This window comes from Methylobacterium sp. Gmos1 (genome assembly GCF_053764715.1).
Window position 1 is genome coordinate 569,705 of the sequence record NZ_JBSNCC010000003.1, and the last position, 25,292, is coordinate 594,996.

A 25,292-nucleotide genomic window follows, 5' to 3' on the forward strand; every position below is an offset into this window, starting at 1 on the left:
GACTCGCCGCGGGCGTAACCGACCGGCGCCCGCTCCCGCAGCCCGTCGCGCCCGTGACCGGGCGCGACGACGGTCGTCTCACGCCTCGCCGACGCGGTACTGTCGCGGCGGGGCCGCGCCGTTGACGGCGAAGTCGCCGACGGTGCGGTCGCGGTAGATGCGGGGGTTGTGCGTCGCGATGGTGCGGGCGTTGCGCCAGTGCCGGTCGAGGGCGAGACCGCGCCGGGTCGACGACGCGCCGAGCGCGTCGAAGAGCTGCGTCGTGGCGTCGAGCACCAGCCCGGTCACCACCGTCACCGCCTGGTTGACCTCGACATCGGCCACCGTCGCGGCGACGGCCGCACCCTCCGCGTCCCCGGCCCGGTCGGCCTCCCACACGCGCCCGACCGCCTCCGCCGCCTTGAGCACGATGGCGCCGGCCGCGTAGGCCGCACCGCGCACCCGGCCGACCACCTGGAGCACCTGCGGGTCGTCGGCGGCGCGGGCGGCATTGCCGTGGCTGTAGACGCGGGTGCGCTCGGCGACGAGGCGAGCGACGTCGCCGGCCGCCGCCCGGCCGACGCCGGCGAGCGTCGCGAGGTGGACGAGCTGGTAGAACGCCACGGCGTAGCGGAACCGGCCGGGATCGGGGTTCACCCAGGCCGCCTCCACGGCGACGCCGGTGAACTTGGCCGTACCGCTCGCGGTCAGGGCTTGGCCGAAGCCGTCCCAGTCGTCCAGCACCTCGACCCCGGCGGCGCGCCGCGGCACCGCGGCACCGACCGGCTGGCCGGCCTCGTCCACTGCCGCGAGGTGGATCCAGTCGGCGAAGAGCGAGCCGGTGGTGTAGAACTTGGTGCCGTCGAGGACGTAGGCGTCGCCGCGCCGCTTGAGCACGGTGTCGAAGCTTCCGACCTTGGCTGTGCCGGTCTCAGAGACACCGCTGCCGACCGTCTCGCGCGCGGCGATCCGTGGCAGCCACTGGCGGCGCCAGTCCGGAAAGGCTGAGTTCAGCACGTCCTCGGTGAAGCCGAAATGCGCGCGCAGCGCGTTCGTCACGTTGGGATCGCCCTCGGACAGCTCGATCAGGAGCCCGAACAGCTCCGGCAGGCTCGCGCCGTGCCCGCCCTCCCCTGGCGGCAGCCGCAGGGTGGTGAAACCCGCCTCCTTCAGCGCCGCGAGCTCGGCGTGGGGCAGGCGTCGGTCGTAATCGCGCGCGGGCGCGCCCGCGCGGATCTCGCGGAAGACCGGCCGGAAGCGCTCGGCCAGATCCTCGTAGCGGGCGCTCGGGCCCGCCCCCCACCCGGCCTGGATCTGCGTCATCACGGTCGTCCCATCCTGTCGGCCGGCGCGTCCCACTCGGGACCCCGTCAGGCCGAACCTTGCGCCGACGCGCCACGCACGCGTTCTTTTAAGAGAACGGACGGTAGGCAATCGGCTCTGCGATAGGGATCTTTTCGCCGGAGGCGGCGTGCCAGGCAAGCATTCATGTTTGCTGACACAGCTATTTTAGCGCTTTCGGAATATTTATGCTGTGTCGGAGCGGCTGTGAAGAAACACTCTTTCCCGCGTATCGTTCTACAAAAAGAACATTCTCGTTGACAGGGACCGGGGCGCGGCCGAGCCTGTCGCCTCTCCCCTCGCCGGACCTCACGATGATCGCCGATCCGCCCTCTCACCGTCCGAGGGGCCGCCCCCTCGTCGCCGTCCTGCTCGGGCTTGTCGCCCTGCTCGCGACCGCCGCTCCGGCCCTCGCCCAATCGGGCACCCCCATCAAGGCGTCGATCGAGAAACGCGACCTGCGTGTCGGCTTCACGCCGGGGCCCTACGAGGACGCGTTCAAGGCCGGCGCCGCGCCCGTTCTCGGCGCGCAGGGCTACCGCATCGCCTACGCCCATTTCAGCACCGGGCTCGAGGTCAACAAGGCGGTGGCCTTCGACGAGATCGACGCCAACGTGATGCAGCACAGCGTCTACCTGAAGGCCTACAACGAGCGGAACGGCACCGACCTCGTCGGCATCGTGCAGGTGCCGACGCCGCCGATGGGACTCTACTCGCGCAAGCACAGGACGCTCTCGGCCGTGCGCTCCGGCGCGACGGTCGCGGTGCCGAACGATCCGGTGAACCTGGAGCGGGCGCTCAAGATCCTCCGCGATGCCGGATGGATCGGGCTGAAGCCCAACGCCAACCCGGTCGACGTCACCGAGCTCGACGTGATCGCGAATCCGAGCGGCATCCGCATCGTGCCGCTGGAAGCCGCCCAGGCGCCGCGCGCCCTCGACGACGTCGACTTCGCGGCGATCCAGGGCAACTTCGCGATCTTCAGTGGCCTCAAGCTCACCGAGGCCCTAGCGCTCGAAAAGATGACCGCGCCGTACATCAACGTGGTGGCGGTCCGCCGCGGCCAGGCTGAGACGCCGTGGGCGAAGGCGATCGTGGCAGCCTACCGCTCGAACGCGTTCCAGGCGGCGATCCGGGCCGACCGCTTCTACGACGGCTTCACCCTGCCGGATTACTTCCGCTGACCCCGCGCCCGTGAGGAGGCCTCACGTGGACGCACCCGCGCGACCGCTCGCTCGAGTTCAACACCCTCGGATACTGGACCGCGTGGCCCGGCTCCTCGAACGCGGCTTGTTCGAGACCCTGTTCATCGCCGACGGCATCGGCATCCATGACGTCTATGGCGGAGCGGCCGCGGCGGCCCTGAGCCGCGCCGCCCAGGTGCCGAAATACGATCCGATGCTGCTCGTCTCCGCCATGGCGGCGGTGAGGGAGCATCTCGGCTTCGGCATCACCGCCTCGGTCTCCTGCGAGCCGTCCTTAATCCTGGCGCGGCGCTTCTCGACCCTCGACCATCTCACGGAGGGGCGCATCGCCTGGAACGTCGTCACCGGCTACTCGGCGGCGGCCTCGCGGGCGGTGGGCCGCCCCGGAATCACCGCCCACGACACCCGCTACGACATCGCCGACGAGTTCCTCGACGTGGTCTACCAGCTCTGGGAGGAGAGCTGGGAGGACGGCGCGGTGTTGCGCGACCGGGAGCGCGGCCTGTTCGCCGATCCGGAAAAAATCCACCGCATCGAGCACGTGGGCGGCCATTTCCGGATGGAGGGCATCCACCTCGTCGATCCCTCGCCGCAGCGCACGCCGTTCCTGTTCCAGGCCGGCGCCTTGCACCGCGGCCGCGACTTCGCCGCTGCATGGGAAACGATCCTTCAGACGGTGCGCCAGCGCAGCGCCCGGGCGGCGAGCGAGGCGGCGGTGGCATTGAGCAGGAAGCCGACGAGGCCGAGGATCACGACGCCGAGCATCACCAGATCCATCTGGAAGCGCTCGCGCCCGGCGATGATCAGGCCGCCGATGCCGGGGCCGACCGCCATGAAGTATTCGGCCCCGACGGTGGCGAGCCAGGAATAGATCAGCGCCAGCTGGAGGCCGGTGGCGATCGAGGGCAGTGCCGAGGGCAGGAACACCCGCAGCAGCATCTGCCGGTGCGAGAAGCGGAGCGCCCGGCCGACCTCGACGAGCTGTGGCGAGGCACTGGCGACGCCTTCTTTCGTGTTCACCACCACCGGCACGAAGGCGGCGAGCGCGATGAACACCACCTTAGCGCTCTCGGCGAAGCCGAACCAGATCGAGATGATCGGGATCCAGGCCAGGACCGCGATCTGCTTGAGGGCGTGGAACGTCGGCCCGAACAGCCGGGCGGCGAGCGGCGACAGGCCGAGCAGCGCCCCGAATGCGATGCCGGCGCTCGCGCCGATGGCAAAGCCGAGGAGATCGCGGGCGAGGCTCGCGGCGAGATGCCGGACGAGGTCGCCGGAGCGGATCTCGGTGAGCGCCGTCGAGAGAATCGCCTCCAGCGGCGGCAGGAAGCGCGGATCGACGAGGCCGGTGCGGCTCGACGCCTCCCAGGCGACGAGCAGGAGGAGCGGCAGGACGAGCCCGCGGCGCAGGCGGGTGGCCGAGGCAAGAGAGGCGGAGGGACGCGAGGGGACGGTCATGGCGCGTCGATCCGCCAGAGCTGGAGCCGGGACTCGATCCGGGCGAGGCCCGCATCCATCGCCACGCCGACGAGGCCGATCAGCGCCATCGCGACGATCATCGTGTCGAGCCAGAACATCTGGCGGCCCCAGACCAGGAGGTAGCCGAGCCCTTCGGCCGAGGCGAGAAGCTCGACGGCGACGAGGGCGGTCCAGGCCTTGGTCAGGCCGTAGCGGATGCCGGTGAAGACCGGCGGCACGCTCGCCGGCAGGATCAGCCGGCGCAAGGTCTGTACGCGGGTGAAGCGGTAGGCCCGGGCGACCTCGCGGTAGCCCTCCGGGATCGCCCGGATGCCGGCCGCCGTGTTGAGCGTCACCGGCACCAGGGCCGCCTTGGCGATGACGACAACTTTCAGGGTCTCGCCGATGCCGAGAAACAGCATCAGGAGCGGGATCCAGCCGAGGGTCGGCACCTGGGCGAGCGCCGTGAACAGCGGCAAGACAGTGTCCTCGACCCGGCGCGACAGGCCCATGGCGGCGCCGAGGAGGAGGCCGAGGCCGGCCCCGAGGGAGAAGCCCGCGAGCACCCGCAGACCGCTGATCCCGGCATGCTGGGCGAGCTCGCCGCTGCGGATCATCTCGACGAGGGTCTCGGCGACGACCCGGGGCGCGGGCAGGATCTGCTCGGGCAGCCAGCCGGACGCCGCCGCGGCGGCCCAGGCGACGAGGAGCCCGAGCGGCACGACGAGGCCGAGGGCGATCGAAGCCAGATGGCGATGCACGCGGCGATGGAGAGAGGCGGCGAGGCCGCGGGCGGGCCAGGCGATGGCGGTCACGGGCGCCCTCACGACAGCGGCTTTCCGTCCGGCCCGAGGCGAGGCCACCGGGTTTCGAGGCCGAGTTCCTTGAGTGCCCGGTCGAGGTAGCGCGGCTCGAACCAGCCCGCGACGTCGACGTCGCGGCGGATCAGCCCGTAGGCGCGGGCCTGGCGCGCCTGCACCCGGTACTGCTCGACCAGGAAGGGATCGATGATCGGCGAGTTGCGGGTGCGCAAGTCTTGATCGGCGTAGTCGTAGCGGAAGACCGAATCCGGCGTGCCCGAGCGGGCCCAGATCGCCAGGACCTTGTCGCGGTTGGCCTCGTCGGAGGCGAAGTGCGAGGCCTGGACCAGGGCCTTCACCACCTTGGCGACGAGGTCGGGATGCGCCGTCTCGAACGCTTCCGTCACCAGCACCCCGGCCTGACGCTCGAAGGCCGGGTCGTCGCCCTTGGTGGAATAGACGATTTTGGCCCGCCCCTGCTGCTGCAGCGAGATCAGCCCGAAATTGCCGAAGGCCGCGTCGATGTCGCCGGAGGCCAAGGCCGCGTTGGTGGTGGCGACGTCCATGTTGAGCACGCTGAGGTCGCGCTCGGTCAGGCCGTTCGCCGCCAGCACCTTGACGGCCGCCAGGTGGTTGTTGGTGCCGCGGAAGATCGAGACCTTCTTGCCCTTGAGATCCTTGACCGAGGTGATCGACGAGCCTGGCGCCACCGCGAGGTAGAGCGGGGCGTGGGCGCCGGTGGCGAGCACGATCCTGGTCTTCAGCCCGCTCGCCCGGCCGATCACCGAGGGCAGGTCGCCCTGGAAGGCGAAGTCGAGCTGGCCGTTGGCGAAGGCCTCGTTCACCGCCGGCCCCGCGCCCTTGAAGAACGACCACGCGACGGTGACGCCGGGCTCGTCCTTCAAGGCTTCCTCGACGTAGCGCTCGGAATGGGCGAGCGCCGCGGCGCTGCCGCCGGCGAAGGGCCGGTTGTCGGTCCCGATCGACGCGAAGCCGAAGCGGATCGTCACCGGCTCGGCCCGGGCGGCAACCGGCGCGAGGGCGAGGGCGAGCGTGACGGCCGCGAGGGCGCGGCGGGTGAGGCGGATCATCGGGCGTGCTCCGGTCGTAGGGTCGTGTCAGGAGCCGAGGGGACGGCCGTCGGCGCCGTAGCGGGTCCAGGTGCCGGCGAGCCCGAGGTCGCGGATCGCCGCGTCGACGTATCTCGGCTCGAACCAGCCGGTGACGTCGACGGCGCGGCGCACGAGGCCGAGGTCGCGGGCCCGCGCCGCCTTCTCGCGGTAGGTGTCAACCAGGAGGTCGTCGATCAGCGGCGACAGGCGCTCGGCGAGGCGCTGCCCATCGTAATCGGCCCGGAACACCGCAGCCGGCGTGCCCGACTTCTCCCACAGGGCGAACACCGCCTCGCGGTTGGCCTCGTCGGAGGCCCAGGCGGCCGCGCGCACGCTCGCCTTGACCACCCGGGCGACGAGATCGGGATGGGCCCGCTCGAAGGCGCCGGCGACGATCAGGTGGTTGCTGGGGCCGGCGCGGGGATCGCCCTTCGAGCTCCAGGCGACCCGCGCCTGGCCGCGCTCGACCAGGGTCAGGAACAGCGCCTTGCCGAGCACCGCCTCGACGTCGCCGGCGGCGAGCGCCGCCAGCGCCGAGGCATCGTCGAGGGCGTAGACCTGAAGGTCGCGGCTGGTGAGCCCGGCCCGCCGCAGGGCGCCCTCGCTGGCAAGATGCGTGCTGGTGCCGCGGAATTGCGCCACCTTGCGGCCCTTCAGGTCGGACAGACCTTTGATCGACGAGGCCGGGGTGGTGACGAGGTAGAGCGCGTCGCGGGCGTTGGTCGCCATGACGATGCGGGTGTCGAGGCCGGCGGCCCGGCCGCTCAACGACGGCAGGTCGCCCATGAAGGCGAAGTCGAGCTGGCCGCCGGCCAGCGCCTCGTTCACCGCCGGGCCTGCGCCCTTGAAGAACACCCACTCGACGGCGAGGTCCGGGTCGCCTGCGACCTCGCGCTCGATATAGCGCTCGGACGCAACGATGCCGGCGAGGCCCGGGACGTAACGGGTGCCGCCGGGCGCCGGGCCGGCATAGCCGACCCGGATGGTGAGCGGGCCGGCCGCCGCCGGCAGGGCGGCGAGGAGCAGGAATACGAGGCAGGCGAGGAGGCGCATCGTCCTCACTCCGCCGCTTGCCGGGCCGGAGCGCGCGGTGCCCGGTGAGCCGGCTTCGGCAGGCCGAGATGATCGCGCAGGGTCCGGCCCTCGTAGGCCTCGCGGAACAGGCCGCGGCGGCGCAGTTCGGGCACGACGTGGGTGACGAAGTCCTCGAGCCCGCCGGGCAGGTAGGGCGCCATCACGTTGAAGCCGTCGGCGCCGCCACTCCGAAAACGCTCCTCGAGCTGGTCGGCGATCTGGGAGGCGGTGCCGACCACCTGCCAGTGGCCCCGCGCCCCCGCGATGGCGAGGTAGAGCTCCCGGATCGTCAGGTTGTCGCGCCGTGCCCGCTCGATGAGGAGCTTCTGGCGGCTCTTCGGCCCGTTGGTCTCAGGGAGTTCCGGCAGCGGACCGTCGAGGTCGTACCCGGTGAGGTCGGCGCCGCCGAGGGTGGTGGAGAGGAGGCTGAGGCCCACCACCGGGTGGATGCGCTCTTGGAGCACCGCGAATTTCTCGCGCGCCTCCTCCTCGGTGCGGCCGACGACCGGGAAGATGCCCGGCATGATCTTGAGGTGGTCGGGGTCGCGGCCGTAGCGCGACAGGCGCCCCTTCACGTCGGCGTAGAAGGCTTGCGCTTCCTCGAGCGTCACCTGCGCGGTGAAAATCGCCTCGGCGGTGGCGGCGGCGAGTTCCCTGCCGTCCTCCGAGGAGCCGGCCTGGACGACGACCGGATGCCCTTGCGCCGAGCGCGCCACGTTGAGGGGGCCGCGGACCCGGAAGTGCCGGCCGTGGTGGTGGAGGGCGTGGAGCTTGTCCGGATCGAAGAACCGGCCGGATTCGGGATCGCGCAGGAAGGCGTCGTCCTCCCACGAGTTCCACAGGCCCGTGACCACCTCGGCGAATTCCCGCGCCCGGTCGTAGCGGTCGGCATGCGCGGCATGACGCTCGAAGTTGAAGTTCTGCGCCTCGGATTCGCTCGACGAGGTGACGAGGTTCCAGCCCGCCCGGCCGCCGCTGAGGAGGTCGAGGGAGGCGAACTTGCGGGCGAGATTGTACGGCTCGTTGAAGCTCGTCGACGCCGTGGCGATGAGGCCGATGCGCTCGGTCACCACCGAGAGGGCCGAGAGCAGGGTCAGGGGCTCGAAGCTCGCCGCCCGCGAGGTGAAGCTCAGCGAGGCGGGGTCGGTGTTCCGCACCCCTGAGGAATCGGCGAGGAACACCGCGTCGAAGGCGGCCGACTCGGCGAGGCGCGCGAGCCGCACGAAATGGTCGAGGCTGACATGGGCGTCGGGCCGCCCGTCCGGATGCCGCCAGGCCGCCACGTGGTGGCCGTCGGTCATCAGGAAGGCGCCGAGCTTCATCTGTCGGGGTTGGGCCATGGCACGAGGCTCCGGAAGGGAAGGATCAGGCCGAGCGGGCGGCGAGCGGCAGGGAGGCGGCGGGACGGCGCTCCGCCTCCCGGGCGGCCGCAGCCTGGGGCTGCGCGCCCTGCGTCGCCTCCAGCCGGTCGAGGATCGCGTGGCGCAAAGCCGCCAGCACGGGATCGCGCCGGTCCCGGGGCTTCGAGGCCGGGACGTCCACGATCTCGGCGATCCGGCCGGGGCGCGGGGCCATCACCACCACCCGGTCGCCGAGCAGCAGGGCCTCGTCGACGTCGTGGGTGACGAGGAGCGCCGTGATGCCCTCGCGGGCGCAGATCCGCTGCAGCTCGTCCTGGAGCCGCGCGCGGGTGAGCGCGTCGAGGGCGCCGAACGGCTCGTCGAGCAGCAGCAGGCCCGGCCGGTTGACGAGGCCGCGGGCGATGGCCGCGCGCTGGGCCATGCCGCCGGAGAGCTGGCGCGGATAGGCCTTCTCGAACCCCGACAGGCCCACCAGCGCGACGTGCTCGGCAACGAGCCGCGCCCTCTCCGCCCCACTCAGACGGGTGTTCTCGAGCCCGAGGCCGATATTCTCGGCGACGGTGAGCCAGGGAAACAGCCTTGGCTCCTGGAAGACGATGCCACGCTCGAGGCTCGGGCCGGTGACGGAGCGCCCGTCGTGGCGCACCTCGCCGTCATGGGCAGGATCGAGCCCGGCGATGATGCGCAGCAGCGTCGACTTTCCGCAGCCGCTCGCACCCACGATGGTGACGAACTCGCCCGGGGCAACGCTGAGGTCGATGCCGTCGAGGGCCCGCAGGGGCCGGCCGTCGACGGAGAAGTCTTTCGCCACGCGGGCGATCTCGATCCGGCTGTCCGGCATGAGGCGCGCTCCTCGTGTCACTCGGCCGCCTCGCGGCCGGTGGGCCGGGCGTGGATGCGGTGGGGCGGGCGGCGCACCCTGAGATGCTCGCGCAGGGTTCGGCCCGCATACTCGGTCCGGAACAGGCCGCGGCGCTGCAACTCGGGGATGAGCAAAGTCGCCACGTCGTCGAGCCCGGTCGGCAGGACCGGCGGCATGATGTTGAAGCCGTCGGCGCCGTAGGCCTCGAAGCGCTCCTGGAGCGCGTCGGCGACATCCTCGGCGGTGCCGACGAGCGTCCAGTGCCCGCGGGCCCCGGCGATGCGCAGATACAAGTCGCGGATCGACAGGTTCTCGCGCCGCGCCAGCGCCACCAGCAGCGCCTGCCGGCTCTTGCCCCCGTTCGTCTCCGGCACGTCCGGCACCGGCCCGTCCTCCGGGTAGCCCGCGAGGTCGATGCCGAGCATCCGCTCGAGGAGCGAGCGGCCGACCACCGGATGGACCAGGGCCTGCACCGCATCGTATTTCGCTTGCGCTTCCGCCCGCGTACGGCCGAGGAACGGCATCGCGCCCGGCATGATCTTGAGGTCGTCCGGCGCCCGGCCGTGGCGGGGGAGCCGCCCCTTCACGTCGGCGTAGAACGCGACCGCGTCCTCCAGCGTGACCTGGGCGGTGAAGATCACCTCGGCGGTGCGGGCGGCGAGCGCCTTGCCGGCCTCGGAGGAGCCGGCCTGCACCACCACCGGGTGACCTTGCGGCGGGCGCGGCACGTTGAGGGGGCCGCGGACGGAAAAGTGCTCGCCCCGGTGGCCGAGCACGTGGAGCTTGGCGGGATCGAAGAACAGGCCCTCGTCCTTGTCGCGGACGAAGGCGTCGTCCTCGTAGGTGTCCCAGAGCCCGGTGACGATGTCGACGAACTCCTCCGCGCGGGCGTAGCGGCGGGCATGGGCGAGGTGGGCGTCGCGGCCGAAATTCCACGCCTCGCGCTCGTCGGCCGAGGTCACGAGGTTCCAGCCGGCCCGGCCGCCGCTCAGGTGATCGAGGGAGGCGAACTTGCGCGCGACGTGGAACGGCTCGTTGTAGGTGGTCGAGGCGGTGGCCACGAGGCCGATGCGCTCGGTCACCGCCGAGAGGTGCGAGAGCAGGGTCAGCGGCTCGAACTGGCCGACGTAGCGGGTCGCCGTGCGGCTGAGCGCGTCGATGTCATCGCCCCGGATGCTGACGCCGTCGGCCAGGAAGATCAGGTCGAACTTCGCGGCTTCCGCGACCTGCGCGAGGCGCCGGTAATGGCGCGGGTCGATGCCTGCATCGGCCTTGGCGTCCGGGTGGCGCCAGGCGGCGACGTGGTGGCCGCCGGGATACAGGAAGGCGCCCAGATGCAGGGTGTCGTCGCGACGCGCCATGTCGTCAGCCTCGTAAGCCGTCAGCCTCGTCCGAAAGCGGCGGATCGCACCCGCCGGTCGTACCGGTCTCGCGGTTTCAGTCTATTTAGTCAATCATTTTTATGTACTATAGCTGGGAGCGAAGGCCGCCGTCATCCTCCGGCCTGCCGCACCGGCATCACCCTGGGAGGAAGTCTACCGAGGCAGTCGACAAATCCCCATCTCTCCGGCACCGCTTGCCGGCCCGCCTCTTCCGCAGCCCCCCGCCACACGCAGGACGACGATGCTGACCAACAAGGGCAAGTACGGGCTCAAGGCGATGGTCCACCTCGCAGGCCTGCCCCCGGGCGCCCGCATCGGCGTCGCCGAGATCGCCGAGGCGCACCGGATCCCGAAAAAGTTCCTCGACGCGATCCTCGGCGACCTGCGCAATGCCGGCTTCGTGCACAGCAAGAAGGGGCCTGGCGGCGGCTACGCCCTGGCGCGCCCGGCCGAGGAGATCCGCATCGGCCACGTCGTGCGCGCCCTCGACGGCCCGCTGGCGCCGCTTCCCTGCGCCAGCCGCACGGCCTACCGCCCGTGCGAGGATTGTACCGACGAAGCGGCGTGCTCGGTGCGTCTCACGATGCTGGCGGTGCGCAACAGCATCGCGGGCATCCTCGACAACCTGACGCTCGAGCAGATGCGGGCGATGCCGCAGGCGGAGGCCGAGGCGAGCCTCACCTACCACATCTGAGCGCCGCGTCCTCGCGACCCGGGCTCGGCTGCGCCTCCGCCGATGCAACGGCCCCCTCCCCGACGCGACCGGCATAGGCGACGCGCCCGGCGAGCCAGGCGCAGGCCGCGTCGAGGTCGAGGAGGCGAGGCGCCGCGTAGGGCATCAGGTCCGCCGGATGCCCGGCGAAGAGCCGGTCGGCCGCCCCCGGTGCGACGGCGGGGCCGCTGGCGCGCGGCAGCAGGAGGCCACGCCCGACGAGGTCGCGCAGGAGGGCGCTCGGCCTCGGGCCGTCGCGGCGCGTGACCGGGCCGTCCGTCCCGCCGCCGAGAATCCGGTCCCACACCCGTCGGCCGTGACGCAGCAGGCGCTCGCGCGCCTCGTCGGGCAGATCGTGCCAGAGGGCGGGGGCACTCAGGCGCAGGCCCGCCACCGCCACGTCGAGGCTCACCCCGCGGCCTCCCGCCTCTCGCACCAGCGAGCGCAGGGCACGCACCAAGGCAGCGGCGCCGGTTCCCAGCGGCAGATCGGCGGGGTCGAGACGGAGCGCACGGATCGCGGCGTTCCTCTCTCTCGGCGGAGACCCCGCCGCCGGCGGTTGCAGTGCAAAGGCCAGCACTGCGGCGCGCCCGAGATAGGTGGTCCCGTCGGCCGTCCGCGCCGCCACGCCTTGCGGCGTGGATGCGACCGACAGGCAGGTCGTCTCGGCGACGTGGAGACGCCCCGCATGCTGCCGCAGCGCCTCGACGAGGTGCAGGGGCTCGGCCGGCAGCGGTCCGGTCTCCTCGGCCAGCAGGGTCGCGAACTCGGCCCGGCGCAGGCGGCGACAGCGGGAGCCCGACGTCTCGATCACCGTGACCTGCACCCGCGCCTCGCGGCGCAGCAGGTGGGAGGCTAGCCCCAAGCCGCTCGCGCTCGCCCCGATCACCAGGACGTGGCGGCCGCGGGCGGTCGGTGCGGGCCCGGCAGTCGGACGACCGGCTCCTGTTTGCTGCGTATCCGGCATCGATCGTTCCCCGCGCGGTTGGGCAGGCTCTGATGGATGTCAGTCTCTGCGCACCGCGCTGGTCGGTCAACGAGAATGTTCTTTTTAACGAACCAGCAGCGAAGGAATTATCTGCTGTTCATAGCGCTCCGCGTAGGAAAGAGCGGGCATCAAGGCCGAAACTAGCTTGTCAGGTCAAGCGACTCGATTGCGTACGACTCAATATGGCTCTGGTTTGGCGTCCTTTGTTCGTTTAAAAGAACGACCCGTAAATCCACTCATCCTGGAGCGCCCGCGTCATGTCCCTCACGCGCCGCCATGCGACCCGCCTGCTCCTGAGTGCCGCCGCGGGCGCCGCCCTGCCGGCGATCCCGTCCGGCTCCCCCCTCCTCGCGGCCCCGGCCGAGACGCCGGTCCGCGGCGGCACTCTGAACTGGGTGTTCTTTCCCGAGCCGCAGGCGATCATCGCCATCAACACCACCTCGGGCACCGGCCAGACCATCGGCAGCAAGATCAACGAGGGGCTGCTGCGCTACGCCTACGACATGACCCCGCTGCCGAATCTCGCGACGGAGTGGGCGATCAGCCCGGACGGCCTGCGCTACCGCTTCAGCCTACGGCGCGGGGTGACCTGGCACGACGGCCGGCCGTTCACCGCCGCCGACGTGGCGTTCTCGCTCCAGCGCCTGCGCGAGGCGCATCCGCGCGGGCGCATCACCTTCGCCAACGTCGCCGAGGTGCGCACGCCCGATTCCCACAGGGTCGAGATCGTGCTGTCGCGGCCGGCCCCGTTCCTGATCAGCGCCTTCGCGGGGGCGGAATCCCCCATCGTGCCGCGCCACATCTACGAGGCGATCCGGCCGGAGGCGAGCGCGAGCCTCGCCCAGACCATCGGCACCGGGCCGTTCATGCTCAAGGAGTGGGTGCCGGGCAGTCACCTCCTGTTCGAGCGGAACCCGAACTACTGGGACGGGGGCAAACCCTATCTCGACCGGATCGTGATGCGGATCATCACCGATCCGGGCGCCCGGGCGGCGGCGTTCGAGGCCGGCGAGGTCGATCTCGGCGGCAACCCGGTCCCGCTCGCGGACCTCGCCCGCCTGCGCGCCCTGCCGAAGCTCGTGGTCGACACCACGACCTACGCCTATTCCGGGCCGCAGACCCAGCTCTTCTTCAACCTCGACACCGGCGTGCTGCAAGACTTGAGGGTGCGCCGGGCGGTGGCGCACGCCATCGACCTGAAGGCGCTGCTGGCGGCGGTGTATTTCGGGCACGGCGCGGTCTCGCCGACCCCGGTCAGCGTCGTCCATCCGAAGTTTCACGACGCGAGCTTCGGGCCGGTGCCGTTCGACGTGAAGCGGGCCGAGGCTTTGCTCGACGAGGCCGGCCACCGCCGCGGTCCTGGCGGCACCCGCTTCCCGCTCCGGCTCACCCTCAACCCGTTCCTGGAGGGGCGCTACGGCGACTTCATCCGCCAGGCGCTGACGCGGATCGGCATCGCGGTCGACTTCCAGCGCCTGGATCTCGCGACCTACCTCACCCGGGTCTACCGCGACCGTGCCTTCGACGTGACGATCGAGTCCCTGTCGAACACCTTCGACCCGACGATCGGGGTGCAGCGTGCCTACTGGTCGAAGAACTTCAAGCTCGGCCTGCCGTTCTCGAACGCCGCGCATTACGCCGACCCGGAGGTCGACCGCCTGCTCGAAGCCGCCGCCATCGAGCCCGACGAGGCGCGCCGCCGCGACCTGTTCGTCGCCTTCCAGCGCCGCATCCGCGCCGACCTGCCGTCGGTCGACCTGATCGCGCCCTCCGGCATCATCGTGGCGCACCGCAAGGTGAAGAACTTCGCCCCCGGCGCCGAGGGGATCACCGGCAACTTTGCGGATCTGTACATCGACCCGCGGGAGGCGTGAGGAGCGCCCACAGGCCCCTCCCTGCTTCCAGGCTCACACTCGGGGGCCGGGTGTCCCGGCCCCGCCCCTACCACGCCGGCTCGAGGAACCCGCCGTAGCGGTCGAGCAGGAACCGCTTCACCTCCGGCGAGCGGTAGGTGGCGATGAAGGCGGTGAGCCGGGGATCGTCGCGGTTGTTCGGACGCGCCACGAAGCTCAGCGTGTAGTGCTTGTCGCCGGCCCCGTCTGTGATGAGAGCGGTCTTTGGGTCGCCGCCGGAGGCGATCAGGTAGGTGAAGCTGATCTGGGCCAGGGCCACGTCGTCGAGGACGCGGGGGAGCTGCGCGGCATCGAGTTCGAGGATGCGCAAGCCCTTCGGGTTCTCCACGACGTCGGCCACGGTGACCGCGTCGCCGAGGCCGGGCTTGAGGGAGACGAGGCCGGCCTTCTCGAGCAGGTGCAGACCGCGGGCGGCGTTGACCGGGTCGTTGGCGATCGCGACCGAGGCGCCCTTCGGCACGTCCTCCAGGCGCTTGACCGATTTCGAGAACAGCCCGACCGGCAGGATGATGGCCGGCGCCACCGGCACCAGGGCGTAGCCCCGCGCCTTGATGGCGCTGGTGAGGAAGGGCACGTGCTGGAACAGGTTGGCGTCGAGGCTGCCGGTCGCCACCGCCTCGTTCGGGGTGAGCCAGTCGGTGAACTCGACGATCTCGACGCTCTGCCCCTGCGCCCGGGCGAGCTTGGCGGCGACGTCGAGGGTCTGGGCGACCGGGCCGGCGGTGGTGCCGATGCGCAAGGGCGCCGCGGCCCGGGCGGGACTGACGCGAACGCCTCCGACGGCGGAAGCCGCGAGGGCGGTGCCGAGGAGGGCCCGGCGGGTGAGGAAGCGGGTCATCAGGCGGCCACCGGAACCGCGGCGCGGGGCGTGCGGTGCGCCAGGGCCTCGACGAGCTGGCCGGCGGCCGAGGCGATCCGGGCCTCCAGGGCGGCGTCGGCGGGGCGGCCGTCGCTGAACTCGGCATCGCTGGCATAGACCGAGGTCGCCACCGTGTGGGCGCCGAAGAACCCGAAGAGCGGCCGCAGCTGGTGCTCGACGACGAGGGCGTGGCGGTGCCCGCCGCCGGTCGCCGCGACGATCACAGGGCGGTCGGCCAGCGCCGCCGGGTCGATGAGGTCGAAGACGTGCTTGAACAGGCCGGCATAGGAGCCCTTGTAGACCGGGCTCGCCACGATCAGGGCGTCGGCCTCCGCGATCGCCCGGATCAGGGCGGCACCGCGGGTGCTCAGGTCGATCGGGGTGTAGGCGGCGCCGAGTTCCGGCCCGCCGTCGAGGATGTCGAGGAGCTGGACGTCGACGGGACGGCGCGCGGCCACGGCCTCGGCGATGGCGCCGACAAGGGCCCGCGACTTCGACGGCCGGTGGGTGTTGCCGCTGAAGCCGACGATGCGGAAGCGGGTGGTCTGGCGCAGGCTCATGGACGTGTCCTTGTGCTGGAGGGAAGCGTCAGGCGTGGTGGCAGGCGACGGCGTGAGCCTCGGCGACCGGGCGCAGGGCTGGGTCGTCGCGGCGGCAGAGGTCGGTCGCCAGCGGGCAGCGGGGGTGGAAACGGCAGCCGGACGGCACGTCGGTCGGGCTCGGTAGGTCGCCGGAGAGCGGCGGCGCCTGGCGCTTTCGCGAGGGGTCCGGCACCGCCGCGATGAGGGCGCGGGTATAGGGGTGGCGCGGAGCGGCCCACAGCGCCGCGGTCGGCGCGCTCTCGACGATGCGGCCGAGATACATCACCAGCACCCGGTCGGCGACGTGGTTGACCACCGACAGGTCGTGCGAGACGAACAGGTAGGCGAGACCGAGCTCGCGGCGCATCGCGGCGAGCAGGTTGAGGATCTGCGCCTGGACCGAGAGATCGAGGGCCGAGACCGGCTCGTCGCAGACGACGAGGCGCGGCTCGACCACCAGGGCGCGGGCGATGCCGATGCGCTGGCGCTGGCCGCCGGAGAACTCGTGCGGATAGCGCGTGGCCGCGGTCTCCGGCAGGCCGACCTGGTCGAGGGCGCGGGCGACCCGGGCGCGGCGCTCGCCCCGGCCGCCGAGACCGTGAACCTTGAGCGGCGTCTCGAGGATGCGGCCGACATTGTGGCGGGGGTTGAGCGAGGCGAAGGGGTCCTGAAAGACCATCTGCGCCCGGCGGCGATAGGCGCAGAGATCGCCGCCGCGGAGACCGCGCACCGGCACCCCGTCGAACACGATCTCGCCGGCCTGCGGCTCGACGAGGCGGAGCAGGCTCTTCGCCAGGCTCGACTTGCCGCAGCCGGATTCACCGACGAGGCCGACGGTTTCCCCCCGCGCGACCGTGAGGCTGACGCCGTCGACCGCCCGCACTCCGTCATAGGCGGTCGTGAGGTCAGAGACCGAGAGCAGCGTCATGACGATGGCCGGGACTACGGGGCGGAAGGGCGGGACGGGCGATCGCGGTCGTGACCGGGCAGGCGACGATGCGCCCGTCGGGCCGCGCCACGGCCGGCGGCGGGGCGGTGCGGCAGCCCGGCTCGACCAGCGGACAGCGGGGTGCGAAGGCACAGCCGGGCTGGCCGTGCGCCGAGGCGATCGATCCCGGGATCTCCGGCAGGGCCGCGCCGCGCCTGAACTCACCGTGGAGGGCCGTCCGGCCGCGGGGCGAGGCGGCGAGGAGGCCGCGCGTATAGGGATGGAGGGGATCGTCGAACAGCGCGTCCGGCTCCGCTTCCTCGACCCGCCGGCCGGCATACATCACCACCACGCGGTCGGCCCATTGCCCGACCACGCCGAGGTCGTGGGTGATGAGCAGCACCGCCATCCCGAGGTCGCGGCGAAGTGTGTCGATCAGGTCGAGCACCTGGGCCTGGATCGTCACGTCGAGGGCCGTGGTCGGCTCGTCGGCGATGAGGAGTTTGGGCGCGCAGGCGACCGCGACGGCGATCATCACCCGCTGGCGCATGCCGCCGGAGAGCTGGTGCGGGTAGGCATCGACCCGCCGGTGCGGATCGGGGATGCGGACGCGGTCTAGGAGGTCGACGGCGCGCACCCGGGCGGCGCGGGCTGAGAGGCCCTCGTGCCGGCGCAAAACCTCGGCGATCTGGACGCCGACGGTGAGCACCGGGTTCAGCGCCGTCATCGGCTCCTGGAACACCATCGCGATCTCGCGCCCGCGGATCTCGCGGAACCGGCGCTCGCTCAGGGTACCGATGTCGCGGCCGTCGAACCGGATCGTGCCGGATTCGATCCGGCCGCGCGGCGGCAGGAGGCGCATCAGGGCGAGCGCCGTGAGGGACTTGCCGGAGCCCGACTCGCCGACGAGGGCAACCGTCTCGCCCGGATCGACGGTGAAGCTCAGGTCCTGCACCGGCCGGGCCCGCGGGAAGGCGATGCCGAGGCCGTGGACGTCGAGGAGCGCCATCTCACGCCTCCTCGGCGAGACGCGGGTTGAGGGCGTCGTTCAGCCCGTCGCCGACGAGATTGAGGGCGAGCACGCTGAGCACGATCGCGACCCCGGGGATCGCCGTCAGGTACCAGGCGCTGCGCAGGACCTCCCGGCCCGAACCAATCATGCTGCCCCAGCTCATGACGTTCGGGTCACCCAGTCCCATGAAGGACAGAGCCGATTCCATCAGGATGCCGGAGGCGACCATCACCGAGGCGGTGACGACGATCGGCGGCAGGGCGTTGGGCAGGATCTCGGCGAACACGATCCGCACGGGCCCGTAGCCGAGGCCACGGGCGGCGGTGACGAAGTCCTTCTCGCGCAAGGAGCGGAACTCGGCCCGGGTGAGCCGGGCCACCGTCGGCCAAGAGGTCGCCCCGATGGCGAGCGTGATCGCCGGGATCGAGGGCTGCGCGATCGCCACCAGCACCACCAGCAGGATGAAGGACGGGATGGTCTGGAACAGGGCGATCACGCGGCCGAGCGCCCGGTCGATCCGCCCGCCGGCATAGCCGGCGGTGGCGCCGACCAATACGCCGACCGCGAGGCCGGTGGCGGCCGCCGCGAAGCCGACGAGGAGCGAGATCCGGGCGCCGTGGGCGATCCCGGCGGCGACGTCGCGGCCGAGGGAATCGGTGCCCAGCGGATAGGCCGGATCCTGGCCCGGCCACAGGAACGGCTGCGCCACCATGCCGAGCGGATCGTCGGGATAAGCGAAGGGCGCGGCCAGAGCCGCTGCCGCGATCACGCCGAGGATCGCGAGGCCGGACAGGGCCGTCGGGTTGCGCAGGAAGGCCCGCAAGGCCCGGCGCGGCGCGGGTGCCGGCAGCGCGGCCCCACGGTCCACGGCGGCGGGGGCCTGCACGAGAGGCAGGGTCATCGGCGAGGAGGTCATGAGCGCACCGCGATGCGAGGGTCGAGGATCGCCTGGATGAGGTCGACCGCCACGTTGGCGACGAGGACCAGGAGCGAGGAGAGCAGGAGCACGCCGAGCAGCACGCTGAAGTCGCGCGCCATCATCGCCTCGAAGGCGAGGCGCCCGAGGCCGGGCCAGGAATAGACCGTCTCGACCACGACGGCGCCGCCGAGAAGCCCGCCGACATGCATCCCGGCCACCGTGGTGACCGGCAGGAGCGCGTTGCGCAGGACGTGGCGCAGGGTGATCGCCAGCGGCGACAGGCCCTTGGCGGCGGCGGTGCGCACGAAGTCCTGGGCCCGCACCTCCAGCATCGCGGCGCGCACGAGGCGGGCGTAGATCGCGACGTAGAACAGGGCGAGCGACAGGCCGGGCAGCACCATGTAGCGCAGCTGGTCGAGGAGCGCCGCGACGCCGGTGAGCCCCTGCCCGATGGTGCGCGCGCCGCCGCTCGGCAGCCAGCCGAGCTTCACCGAGAACAGCACGATCAGCATCAGGCCGATCCAGAAGCCCGGCACCGAGTAGAACAGCAGCACCGCTACCGACAGGACCCGGTCGAGGAATCCGCCCGGCGCCCGGGCCATCAGCGCGCCGAGCGCCAGGCCGGCGAGCAGCGCGAGGGCGAGCGCCAGGCCCATCAGCATCAGCGTGCCGGGCAGGCGCTGCCCGATCAGCTCGGCGACCGGCATGTTGTAGCGCGGCGAGAAGCCGAGGCTCAGATGGGCGAGGTTGTTCAGGTAGGCCAGGAACTGGTCGACGAGCGGCAGGTCGAGGCCGAAGCGGCTGCGCATCGCCGCGAGCGTCTCCTCGGTCGCAGCCCCCGCCTCGCCGGCCATCACCTGGGCGGCGTCGCCGGGCGCGAGGCGCAGGAGAAAAAAGTTCACCACCAGGATCAGGAGAGCCGTCGGCACCGCGTCCGTGAGCGCCCGTCCCAGTACGGGGAGCAGGCGGCGTGCTCGGTCCATTGCGGGTCACTCCGGTGTGAGGCCGTCAGGCCGCGGCGACGGCGCTAAATTCATATTGTCGATCTATTTTGTCAACTATAGGATATCACCATCGAATGGGCCCGCGGCCCATGACCTCCCGGGCGAGCCTCATCATGACCCTGATCCATCCTCCGGGCGCTCTCGTCGGCCGATCCGGCTTCGCGAGCCCAACCGATTTCCCGGACAGTCCGCTGTCGCGGGCGCTGGCGGAGCCGCTGCTCCTCGGCCTGTTCCTGCCGATCCAGGCCGGCGGCTGGACCGCCTCGACCCTGCCGCGCACCACCGACTGGAGCTTCGACTACAACCGCGACCTCGTGCTGGAGGCCGAGCGACTCGGCTTCGACCTCGTCTTCGCGTTGTCGCAATGGCTGCCGAAGGGCGGCTACGGCGGCGTCCTCGACGGGCAGGCCCTCGATTCCTTCACCAGCATCGCGGCCCTGTCGGCGCTCACCCGCCGCATCCTGCTGGTGGCGACCGTGCACGTGCTCTACGGGCCGTGGCACCCGCTGCATCTGGCCAAGTTCGGCGCCACCCTCGACCACATCTCCGGCGGCCGCTTCGGCTTCAACGTCGTCACCGGCCACCGGGCGGTGGAGCACGAGATGTTCGGCTGGCCCCGCATCGAGCACGACCGGCGCTACGCGCTCGCGGCCGAGTTCGTCGAGGTGGTGCAGCGCCTGTGGCAGGACGACGAGCCGTTCTCGTTCACGGGCGAATCCTCGTGGCGCCTCGGCGACGGCTTCGTGACCCCGAAGCCCCGCTACGGCCGTCCGATCCTCGTCAACGCCACGGGCTCGGAGGCGGGGATCGCCTTCGCGGGGCGCTATTCCGACATCGTGTTCGTGACGAGCCCGGCGGGCGCCGACATCGAGAGTGCGCTCGAGGCGCTACCCGACCACACCGCCCGGGTGAAGGCGGCGGCGCGCGCGGTCGGGCGCGAAATCCGCACGCTCATCAACCCGCTGGTGATCTGCCGCGAGACGCAAGCCGAAGCTTGGGCCTATGCCGACGCCATCGTGGCGCACGCCGATCCGCGCAGCCCGAAGGGTTTTCGCACGCTCGATTCCGACGCCCAGGCCTGGAAGGGCCGCGAGGGCCGGGCCGACCCTTATGCGGCGATCGGCGGCAACATCCGGGTGATCGGCTCGCCCGAACAGGTGGTGGAGCAGTTCGCGGCCCTGAAGCGGGCCGGCATCGATGGGGTGCAGCTCAGCTTCTACGACTTCAAGCCCGACCTCGGCTTCTTCGGCGAGCGGGTGCTGCCGCTGATGCGCCAGGCGGGCCTGCGGGCTGCGCCCGTCTCCCTGGCGGCCTGACCCCTGCCCTCGCGCCGGACGACGATGCCATGACCGCCCTCACCCGTCGCCACTTCACCGCCGGCCTCGCCGCCGGCAGCCTCGGCTTCGCCACCCGGGCTCGTGCCGGCACCCCGCGCCGGGGCGGCACCCTGACGATGGTGATCCAGCCCGAGCCGCCGACCCTGGTGAGCCTGACCCACACCGCCGGACCGACCACCCGGGTGAGCCCGAAGGTGACGGAGGGCCTGCTCGCCTTCGACCTCGACTTCCGGCCGCGCCCGCAACTCGCCACCGCCTGGGAGGTGAGCGGCGACGGCCTGCGCTACCGCTTCTCCCTGCGCCAGGGCGTCAAGTGGCACGACGGCCGGCCCTTCACCTCGGCCGACGTCGCCCATTCGGTCCGGCTGCTCAAGGAGCATCATCCGCGCGGGCGCGGCACGCTCGCGGGCGTCGTCGACGTGCTGACGCCCGATCCCCACACCGCCGAGATCGTACTGTCGCGGCCGGCCCCCTACCTGCTCGCGGCGCTCACCGCGTCCGAGACGCCGATCGTGCCGAAGCACCGCTACGACGGCGACGTGCTGGGAAGCCCGAACGGCAAGGCGCCGATCGGCACCGGTCCGTTCGTGTTCAAGGAGTGGGTGCAGGGCAGCCACATCCTCTACGAGCGCAACCCGGATTACTGGGACCCGGGCAAGCCCTATCTCGATCGAATCGTCGTGCGCTTCATCGCAGACGCCAACGCCCGGGCGGTGGCCCTCGAGACCGGCGAGGTGCTCTACGCCCCCGATACCCCGGTGCCGCTCGCCCAGCTCGACGCGCTGAAAGGTAACCCGTCGCTCAGGATCGAGACCCGGGGCTACGACTACCAGCCGATCGTCTACCGGCTCGAGTTCAACCTGGCGAACCCGTACTTCAAGCACCTCGCGGTGCGCCAGGCGGTGGCCCACGCGGTCGACCGTTCGGCGATCAACCGCCTCGTCTTCTACGGCTACAGCCAGGACGCGCCGTCCGCGATCAGCCCGGCGCTCAAGGCCTTCCACGACCCGGACGCACCGAAGCACCCCTTCGATCCCAAGCGGGCCGAAGCCCTGCTCGACGAGGCAGGCTTTCCCCGCGGCCCGGACGGCGTGCGCTTCCGTGTCCATCACGACTACATGCCCTACAGCGAGGCCTACCAGCAGCTCGGCAACTACACCCGGCAGGCGCTCGCCAAGATCGGGATCAGCGTGACCCTGCGGGCGCAGGACGTGCCGACCTGGTTCAAGCGCACTTACACCGACCGCGCTTTCGACTTCATGAGCAACGGCATGAGCCACTCCTTCGATCCGACGGTCGGGGTGCAGCGGCTGTACTGGTCGAAGAATTTTCGCCCCGGCGTGCCCTTCACCAACGGCTCCGGCTACAGCAACCCGGAGGTCGACCGGCTGCTCGAGGCCGCCGCGGTCGAGACCGACCGGGACCGGCGCCGCGCGCTCTTCTTCGCCGTCCAGGAACAGGTCGGGCGCGACCTGCCGGACGTGAACCTCGTCACCGGCGCCAACCTGACGATCCTCAACCGCCGCGTCGCTAACCATCCGACCACGATCGACGGCCCGTCCGACACCTTCGCCGACATCTGGCTCGAGGCGTGAGCGCCCGCGACAGGAGACCCGCATGAGCTCATCTCACGGCCTAGGCTTCGAGCCCGACCTCACCGATCCCTATCTCGCCAAGGCGGCAGCCTTGCGGGACATCTTTTCCCGCGACGCGGTCGAGCGCGACAAGGCCGGCGGCCGGCCGTCCGAGCAGATCGGCCTCCTCAAGGAGAGCGGCCTCCTCAAGCTCCTGATCCCGCGCGAGCATGGCGGCCACGGCGAGCCGTGGTCGACGGCGCTCCGGATCGTGCGGGAATTCGCCAAGGTCGACGGGTCGCTAGGCCATCTCTACGGCTACCATTTCGGCTCGGTCCACGCCGCCCACCTCCTCGGCGATCCGGACCAGGCCGCCGCCCTCTACCGGCGCTCGGCCGAGGGCAACTGGTTCTGGGGCAACGCCCGCAACAGCTTCTCGAAAACCCTGTTCGGCCGCCGCGACGGCGAGTGGATCACCGTGAACGGCTTCAAGCCCTTCACGTCGGGCTCGCACGTCGCCGACGCGCTGATGATCGCCTGGCTCGACGAAACCTCCCACGAGTGGACCTTCGCGGCCGTGCCGGCCGACCGGCCGGGGATCATCGTCGAGAACGACTGGGATGCCATCGGCCAGCGCCAGACCGGCAGCGGCCGGGTGACCTTCGCGGACCTCAAGATCCATGCCGACGAGGTGCTGGACCACGGCTTCGACCGCGGCCGCCCCTACCGGACGCTCGGGGTGCTGCAGCAGCAAAGTGTGCTGCTCAACGTCTTCATCGGCAGCGCGCAGGGCGCGCTGCTCGCCGCCCGCGACTACACCGTGACGACCTCGCGGCCCTGGTTGCATTCCGGCGTCGAGAAGCACACCGACGACCCCTGGGTCCAGCGTACCTACGGCGACCTCGTCCTGCGCACGCAAGCCGCGACCCTGCTCGCCGACAACGCGCTCGCGGCCATCGACGCCGCCTTCGCCCGCGGCCGCGACCTGACCGAAGCCGAGCGCGGCGAGGCCGCCGTCACGGTGGCGGCGGCCAACGCCCATGCCGGGGCGGTCGGCCTCGACGTCACCAGCACGGTGTTCGAGGTGATGGGCGCGCGGGCTTCGGCGGCCTCGTACGGCTTCGACCGGTTCTGGCGCAACGTCCGCACCCACACCCTGCACAACCCGGCCGAGTACAAGATCCGCAACGTCGGCACCTGGTTCCTGACGGGGGCCTACCCGCAGCCGAGCAACTTCCAATGAGCGACCGCACGACCGGAGCTTGGATCCCCTCCCGGGGGGCTTGGGCACCCTCCCGCCGCACCCTGCTGGCCCTCGCCGCCGCCGGGTTCGTCCATCCCGGCGTCGCCTCCGCCCAGGCCGAGGCGCCACGCCGGGGTGGCACGCTGAACTTCGTGATCCACCCCGAGCCGACGACGCTCGTCTGCTTCAACACCACCGAAGGGCCGGCGATCCAGGCGAGCACCAAGGTCCACGAGGGCCTGCTCTCGTATGATTTCGACCTCACGCCGCGACCGCAGCTCGCCACCGCCTGGGAGGTGAGCGGCGACGGGCTTGAGGTCCGCTTCGCCTTGCGCCGGGGCGTGACCTGGCACGACGGCACGCCGTTCACCGCCGCGGACGCGGCATTCTCGATCAGCCTCCTGCGCGCCAGCCATCCGCGCGGCCGCACCACCTTCGCCAACCTCAAGGAGGCGCGGGCAGCCGATCCCCATACCCTGGTCCTCAGGCTCGGGCGGCCGGCGCCGTACCTTCTCGCGGCGCTTGCTGGGGCCGAGTCGCCGATGCTGCCGCGCCATCTCTACGAGGGGAAAGGCGACCCGCTGGCCAATCCTGCAAACCGCGCGCCGGTCGGCACCGGGCCGTTCGTCTTCCGCGAATGGGTGCCGGGCAGCCACGTGGCTTACGTCCGCAACCCGAACTACTGGGATCCGGGCAAGCCCTACCTCGACGAACTGGTGGTGCGGATCATCCCGGACGGGGCTGCGCGGGCGGCGGCCTTCGAAACCGGCGACGTCGATCTCGGCGGGGCGACACCGGTGGCCCCGCCCGACGTCGCGCGCTTCGCCGCCCTGCCGCATCTCGGTCTCGAGAGCCGCGGCAACGAGTACGGCCCGACGATCTACGGAATCGAATTCAACCTCGACAACCCGTACCTGCGCCACCGCGCGGTGCGCCAGGCGATCGCCCACGCCATCGACCGTCCGGCCCTGCTCAAGGTGGCGTGGTACGGGCTCGGCGATCCCTCGGACAGTGTCGTCAGCCCGACGCTCAAGGAATTCTACAACCCGGATGTGCCGCGTTACGCCTTCGATCCGGGCCGCGCCGAACGCCTCCTCGACGAGGCCGGCTTCCCGCGCAAGGGCCGGACCCGTTTCACCCTGACCCACGATTACCAGCCCTTCGGCGAGGGCTTCAAACGCACTGGCGAGGTCATCCGCTCCTCGCTCGCCCGGATCGGCATCGACGTCACCGTCCGCGGGCAGGATTTCCCGTCCTACCTTCGGCGGGTCTATAACGACCGGGACTTCGACTTCACCAATCACCCCTTCACCAACATGTTCGATCCCACGGTCGGGCTGCAGCGCTTCTTCACCAGCGACAACGTCCGCAAGGGCGTCGCCTTCACCAATGCCAGCCGCTACGCCAATCCAGAGGTCGACCGCCTGTTCGCCGTCATCGCGGTCGAGGGCGACAGGGCCCGGCGCAAGGAGGCGATCGACGCGATCCAGGCGATCCTGCTCGCCGACCTGCCGGTGCTGCCGCTGTTCCTCAGCCGGTCGATCACCGTGTTCAACCGCCGGGTCGTGAACCACACGGTCGGCGCCACCGGTGTCTCGGCGAGCTTTTCGGAGTTGTGGTTGCGCGGCTGATGATCGGCCGCCGTGCC

The 25,292-nt window shown here is 71.4% G+C and carries 22 protein-coding genes and 1 pseudogene; 8 read left to right on the forward strand and 15 right to left on the reverse strand.

All coding sequences use genetic code 11. The features are described 5' to 3' along the window. Window positions 1-78: 78 nt before the first annotated feature. Window positions 79-1,302 carry an acyl-CoA dehydrogenase family protein gene (locus tag ACS5PV_RS08850; protein WP_455394958.1) on the reverse strand — a complete coding sequence of 408 codons (1,224 nt, stop codon included), beginning with the start codon at window positions 1,300-1,302 and terminating at the stop codon, window positions 79-81. Window positions 1,303-1,634: 332 nt separating this feature from the next. Between ACS5PV_RS08850 and ACS5PV_RS08855 the strand changes: the two genes are divergently transcribed. Further along, on the forward strand, window positions 1,635-2,504 hold the full coding sequence (locus tag ACS5PV_RS08855; RefSeq protein WP_455394959.1) for a MetQ/NlpA family ABC transporter substrate-binding protein: 870 nt from the start codon (window positions 1,635-1,637) through the stop codon (window positions 2,502-2,504). A 26-nt stretch (window positions 2,505-2,530) separates the two neighbouring features. Beyond that, a pseudogene (locus ACS5PV_RS08860) lies at window positions 2,531-3,177 on the forward strand (NtaA/DmoA family FMN-dependent monooxygenase); the annotation flags it as partial. Between the two features lie 17 nt (window positions 3,178-3,194). Here ACS5PV_RS08860 and ACS5PV_RS08865 read toward each other — a convergent pair. Genes ACS5PV_RS08865 through ACS5PV_RS08895 form a run of 7 tightly spaced genes read right to left on the reverse strand, consistent with a single transcriptional unit; the run spans window position 3,195 to window position 10,553 of the window. After that, window positions 3,195-3,983: an ABC transporter permease gene (locus tag ACS5PV_RS08865; protein WP_455394960.1), complete on the reverse strand. Its 789-nt coding sequence runs from the start codon at window positions 3,981-3,983 to the stop codon at window positions 3,195-3,197. Further along, window positions 3,980-4,798, reverse strand: coding sequence for an ABC transporter permease (locus ACS5PV_RS08870; RefSeq protein WP_455394961.1), 819 nt, complete (start codon window positions 4,796-4,798; stop codon window positions 3,980-3,982). Before ACS5PV_RS08870 ends, ACS5PV_RS08865 begins: the two co-directional genes overlap by 4 nt. 8 nt (window positions 4,799-4,806) lie before the next feature. Further along, entirely contained in the window at window positions 4,807-5,874 is a 1,068-nt protein-coding gene (locus tag ACS5PV_RS08875; protein WP_455394962.1) for an ABC transporter substrate-binding protein, read from the reverse strand. A 27-nt stretch (window positions 5,875-5,901) separates the two neighbouring features. After that, window positions 5,902-6,948 carry a PhnD/SsuA/transferrin family substrate-binding protein gene (locus ACS5PV_RS08880; protein WP_455394963.1) on the reverse strand — a complete coding sequence of 349 codons (1,047 nt, stop codon included), beginning with the start codon at window positions 6,946-6,948 and terminating at the stop codon, window positions 5,902-5,904. A gap of 5 nt (window positions 6,949-6,953) precedes the next feature. Further along, window positions 6,954-8,309 carry an LLM class flavin-dependent oxidoreductase gene (locus ACS5PV_RS08885; protein ID WP_455394964.1) on the reverse strand — a complete coding sequence of 452 codons (1,356 nt, stop codon included), beginning with the start codon at window positions 8,307-8,309 and terminating at the stop codon, window positions 6,954-6,956. A gap of 25 nt (window positions 8,310-8,334) precedes the next feature. Beyond that, the gene (locus ACS5PV_RS08890) at window positions 8,335-9,171 is read right to left on the reverse strand and encodes an ABC transporter ATP-binding protein (protein WP_455394965.1); all 837 of its coding nucleotides are present in this window, start codon (window positions 9,169-9,171) and stop codon (window positions 8,335-8,337) included. A gap of 17 nt (window positions 9,172-9,188) precedes the next feature. Continuing rightward, complete coding sequence (locus ACS5PV_RS08895) at window positions 9,189-10,553, reverse strand: LLM class flavin-dependent oxidoreductase (RefSeq protein ID WP_455394966.1); 1,365 nt, start codon at window positions 10,551-10,553, stop codon at window positions 9,189-9,191. A 262-nt stretch (window positions 10,554-10,815) separates the two neighbouring features. Between ACS5PV_RS08895 and ACS5PV_RS08900 the strand changes: the two genes are divergently transcribed. Further along, window positions 10,816-11,268: an RrF2 family transcriptional regulator gene (locus ACS5PV_RS08900; protein ID WP_455394967.1), complete on the forward strand. Its 453-nt coding sequence runs from the start codon at window positions 10,816-10,818 to the stop codon at window positions 11,266-11,268. Here the strand turns inward: ACS5PV_RS08900 and ACS5PV_RS08905 are convergent. Then, on the reverse strand, window positions 11,252-12,253 hold the full coding sequence (locus ACS5PV_RS08905) for a hypothetical protein (RefSeq protein ID WP_455394968.1): 1,002 nt from the start codon (window positions 12,251-12,253) through the stop codon (window positions 11,252-11,254). The two genes, ACS5PV_RS08900 and ACS5PV_RS08905, sit on opposite strands and share 17 nt — an antisense overlap. A 278-nt stretch (window positions 12,254-12,531) precedes the next feature. On the opposite strand from ACS5PV_RS08905, the gene ACS5PV_RS08910 reads away from it, so the two are divergent. After that, the gene (locus ACS5PV_RS08910; protein WP_455394969.1) at window positions 12,532-14,148 is read left to right on the forward strand and encodes an ABC transporter substrate-binding protein; all 1,617 of its coding nucleotides are present in this window, start codon (window positions 12,532-12,534) and stop codon (window positions 14,146-14,148) included. Between the two features lie 67 nt (window positions 14,149-14,215). Here the strand turns inward: ACS5PV_RS08910 and ACS5PV_RS08915 are convergent, their stop codons facing one another. From ACS5PV_RS08915 to ACS5PV_RS08940, 6 genes are read right to left on the reverse strand one after another with little or no spacing between them, the layout of a single operon-like run. Continuing rightward, on the reverse strand, window positions 14,216-15,025 hold the full coding sequence (locus tag ACS5PV_RS08915; RefSeq protein WP_455394970.1) for a MetQ/NlpA family ABC transporter substrate-binding protein: 810 nt from the start codon (window positions 15,023-15,025) through the stop codon (window positions 14,216-14,218). After that, window positions 15,025-15,606: an FMN reductase gene (gene msuE / locus ACS5PV_RS08920; RefSeq protein WP_455394971.1), complete on the reverse strand. Its 582-nt coding sequence runs from the start codon at window positions 15,604-15,606 to the stop codon at window positions 15,025-15,027. The genes ACS5PV_RS08915 and msuE overlap by 1 nt, the downstream gene beginning before the upstream one ends. A gap of 28 nt (window positions 15,607-15,634) precedes the next feature. Next, on the reverse strand, window positions 15,635-16,555 hold the full coding sequence (locus ACS5PV_RS08925; RefSeq protein ID WP_455394972.1) for an ABC transporter ATP-binding protein: 921 nt from the start codon (window positions 16,553-16,555) through the stop codon (window positions 15,635-15,637). Then, on the reverse strand, window positions 16,533-17,564 hold the full coding sequence (locus ACS5PV_RS08930; protein WP_455394973.1) for an ABC transporter ATP-binding protein: 1,032 nt from the start codon (window positions 17,562-17,564) through the stop codon (window positions 16,533-16,535). Before ACS5PV_RS08930 ends, ACS5PV_RS08925 begins: the two co-directional genes overlap by 23 nt. Before the next feature lies 1 nt (window position 17,565). Beyond that, complete coding sequence (locus ACS5PV_RS08935; RefSeq protein WP_455394974.1) at window positions 17,566-18,468, reverse strand: ABC transporter permease; 903 nt, start codon at window positions 18,466-18,468, stop codon at window positions 17,566-17,568. Between the two features lie 11 nt (window positions 18,469-18,479). Then, the gene (locus ACS5PV_RS08940; RefSeq protein ID WP_455394975.1) at window positions 18,480-19,469 is read right to left on the reverse strand and encodes an ABC transporter permease; all 990 of its coding nucleotides are present in this window, start codon (window positions 19,467-19,469) and stop codon (window positions 18,480-18,482) included. A gap of 134 nt (window positions 19,470-19,603) precedes the next feature. On the opposite strand from ACS5PV_RS08940, the gene ACS5PV_RS08945 reads away from it, so the two are divergent. Genes ACS5PV_RS08945 through ACS5PV_RS08960 form a run of 4 tightly spaced genes read left to right on the forward strand, consistent with a single transcriptional unit; the run spans window position 19,604 to window position 25,275 of the window. Further along, window positions 19,604-20,806, forward strand: coding sequence for an LLM class flavin-dependent oxidoreductase (locus tag ACS5PV_RS08945; protein WP_455395015.1), 1,203 nt, complete (start codon window positions 19,604-19,606; stop codon window positions 20,804-20,806). Between the two features lie 29 nt (window positions 20,807-20,835). Further along, the gene (locus tag ACS5PV_RS08950; protein WP_455394976.1) at window positions 20,836-22,422 is read left to right on the forward strand and encodes an ABC transporter substrate-binding protein; all 1,587 of its coding nucleotides are present in this window, start codon (window positions 20,836-20,838) and stop codon (window positions 22,420-22,422) included. Window positions 22,423-22,444: 22 nt separating this feature from the next. Then, a complete protein-coding gene (locus tag ACS5PV_RS08955; RefSeq protein ID WP_455394977.1) occupies window positions 22,445-23,644 on the forward strand; it encodes an acyl-CoA dehydrogenase family protein in 1,200 nt (399 codons plus the stop codon). Further along, on the forward strand, window positions 23,641-25,275 hold the full coding sequence (locus ACS5PV_RS08960; protein ID WP_455394978.1) for an ABC transporter substrate-binding protein: 1,635 nt from the start codon (window positions 23,641-23,643) through the stop codon (window positions 25,273-25,275). The genes ACS5PV_RS08955 and ACS5PV_RS08960 overlap by 4 nt, the downstream gene beginning before the upstream one ends. Window positions 25,276-25,292 lie beyond the last annotated feature (17 nt).

What these genes read in the sequence shown, in the direction of transcription:
- ACS5PV_RS08850 (WP_455394958.1), bottom strand. Translation starts at nt 1,302, where the DNA reads ATGACGCAGATCCAGGCCGGGTGGGGGGCGGGCCCGAGCGCCCGCTAC.
- ACS5PV_RS08855 (WP_455394959.1), top strand. Translation starts at nt 1,635, where the DNA reads ATGATCGCCGATCCGCCCTCTCACCGTCCGAGGGGCCGCCCCCTCGTC.
- ACS5PV_RS08865 (WP_455394960.1), bottom strand. Translation starts at nt 3,983, where the DNA reads ATGACCGTCCCCTCGCGTCCCTCCGCCTCTCTTGCCTCGGCCACCCGC.
- ACS5PV_RS08875 (WP_455394962.1), bottom strand. Translation starts at nt 5,874, where the DNA reads ATGATCCGCCTCACCCGCCGCGCCCTCGCGGCCGTCACGCTCGCCCTC.
- ACS5PV_RS08880 (WP_455394963.1), bottom strand. Translation starts at nt 6,948, where the DNA reads ATGCGCCTCCTCGCCTGCCTCGTATTCCTGCTCCTCGCCGCCCTGCCG.
- ACS5PV_RS08885 (WP_455394964.1), bottom strand. Translation starts at nt 8,309, where the DNA reads ATGGCCCAACCCCGACAGATGAAGCTCGGCGCCTTCCTGATGACCGAC.
- ACS5PV_RS08890 (WP_455394965.1), bottom strand. Translation starts at nt 9,171, where the DNA reads ATGCCGGACAGCCGGATCGAGATCGCCCGCGTGGCGAAAGACTTCTCC.
- ACS5PV_RS08895 (WP_455394966.1), bottom strand. Translation starts at nt 10,553, where the DNA reads ATGGCGCGTCGCGACGACACCCTGCATCTGGGCGCCTTCCTGTATCCC.
- ACS5PV_RS08900 (WP_455394967.1), top strand. Translation starts at nt 10,816, where the DNA reads ATGCTGACCAACAAGGGCAAGTACGGGCTCAAGGCGATGGTCCACCTC.
- ACS5PV_RS08905 (WP_455394968.1), bottom strand. Translation starts at nt 12,253, where the DNA reads ATGCCGGATACGCAGCAAACAGGAGCCGGTCGTCCGACTGCCGGGCCC.
- ACS5PV_RS08910 (WP_455394969.1), top strand. Translation starts at nt 12,532, where the DNA reads ATGTCCCTCACGCGCCGCCATGCGACCCGCCTGCTCCTGAGTGCCGCC.
- ACS5PV_RS08915 (WP_455394970.1), bottom strand. Translation starts at nt 15,025, where the DNA reads ATGACCCGCTTCCTCACCCGCCGGGCCCTCCTCGGCACCGCCCTCGCG.
- msuE (WP_455394971.1), bottom strand. Translation starts at nt 15,606, where the DNA reads ATGAGCCTGCGCCAGACCACCCGCTTCCGCATCGTCGGCTTCAGCGGC.
- ACS5PV_RS08925 (WP_455394972.1), bottom strand. Translation starts at nt 16,555, where the DNA reads ATGACGCTGCTCTCGGTCTCTGACCTCACGACCGCCTATGACGGAGTG.
- ACS5PV_RS08930 (WP_455394973.1), bottom strand. Translation starts at nt 17,564, where the DNA reads ATGGCGCTCCTCGACGTCCACGGCCTCGGCATCGCCTTCCCGCGGGCC.
- ACS5PV_RS08935 (WP_455394974.1), bottom strand. Translation starts at nt 18,468, where the DNA reads ATGACCCTGCCTCTCGTGCAGGCCCCCGCCGCCGTGGACCGTGGGGCC.
- ACS5PV_RS08940 (WP_455394975.1), bottom strand. Translation starts at nt 19,469, where the DNA reads ATGGACCGAGCACGCCGCCTGCTCCCCGTACTGGGACGGGCGCTCACG.
- ACS5PV_RS08945 (WP_455395015.1), top strand. Translation starts at nt 19,604, where the DNA reads ATGACCCTGATCCATCCTCCGGGCGCTCTCGTCGGCCGATCCGGCTTC.
- ACS5PV_RS08950 (WP_455394976.1), top strand. Translation starts at nt 20,836, where the DNA reads ATGACCGCCCTCACCCGTCGCCACTTCACCGCCGGCCTCGCCGCCGGC.
- ACS5PV_RS08955 (WP_455394977.1), top strand. Translation starts at nt 22,445, where the DNA reads ATGAGCTCATCTCACGGCCTAGGCTTCGAGCCCGACCTCACCGATCCC.
- ACS5PV_RS08960 (WP_455394978.1), top strand. Translation starts at nt 23,641, where the DNA reads ATGAGCGACCGCACGACCGGAGCTTGGATCCCCTCCCGGGGGGCTTGG.